The organism is Streptomyces flavofungini, assembly GCF_041028215.1.
Lineage (GTDB): Bacteria > Actinomycetota > Actinomycetes > Streptomycetales > Streptomycetaceae > Streptomyces > Streptomyces flavofungini_B.
Genome location: NZ_JASKYR010001427.1, coordinates 1 through 611 on the forward strand (window position 1 = coordinate 1; position 611 = coordinate 611).

Here is a 611-nt window from a genome sequence, read left to right on the forward strand (position 1 = left end):
CCGACCTGCCCKRYKYCKCGACGGGCGCGGGCGGGCCCGTCGAGGAGTACGGTCTCGGCGCCTGCGGCGAGGAGACCCGCGCCTATCTGCTCTGCGTCGGCGCCCCCTACGACCCCGCGCGGCCCGACCGGGAACTCCTGCTCACCGAGGTCGAGATCGACGCCGACGGCCCCACGGACGACCTGGAGCTGCCCGCGCCCCAGCCCGTCCTGATGCGCTGGACCGACGACGCCGACCTCTACAGCCGCATCGACCCGCAGGTCGCCCACTACCGGCACGAGGAGGAGCTGCACCGCACCTTCGAAGCGGCCTGCGCCGAGCTGAAGCGCGGCGCCAGGGACACGGCGCGGACCCTCCTCGGCACCGCCTGGCGGCTCGCCGGGCAGGTCGGCGACACCGCGATGCGGGACCACCTGCTGCACCTGGTCCGCGTCACCGACGCCGACCGCGGCCGGGTCGAACTCCTGGACCACATCGCCCGCTTCGACGTGGAGGCCGCCCGCATCCAGTCGAGCGTGACGGTCCTGCCGGGCGCCCGGCCGGCGGGCCACGGGTGAACGTCCCCTGGCCTGCCGTGCGCGGCGCCGCCGCCGGGGCGCTGCGGCGGCTGC

General features: G+C 76.7%; 1 pseudogene. It reads left to right on the top strand.

The annotated features are described in order from the left end of the window. Positions 1 to 557, top strand: a pseudogene (locus AB8Z36_RS41480) (hypothetical protein); the annotation flags it as partial. Positions 558 to 611: the final 54 nt, after the last annotated feature.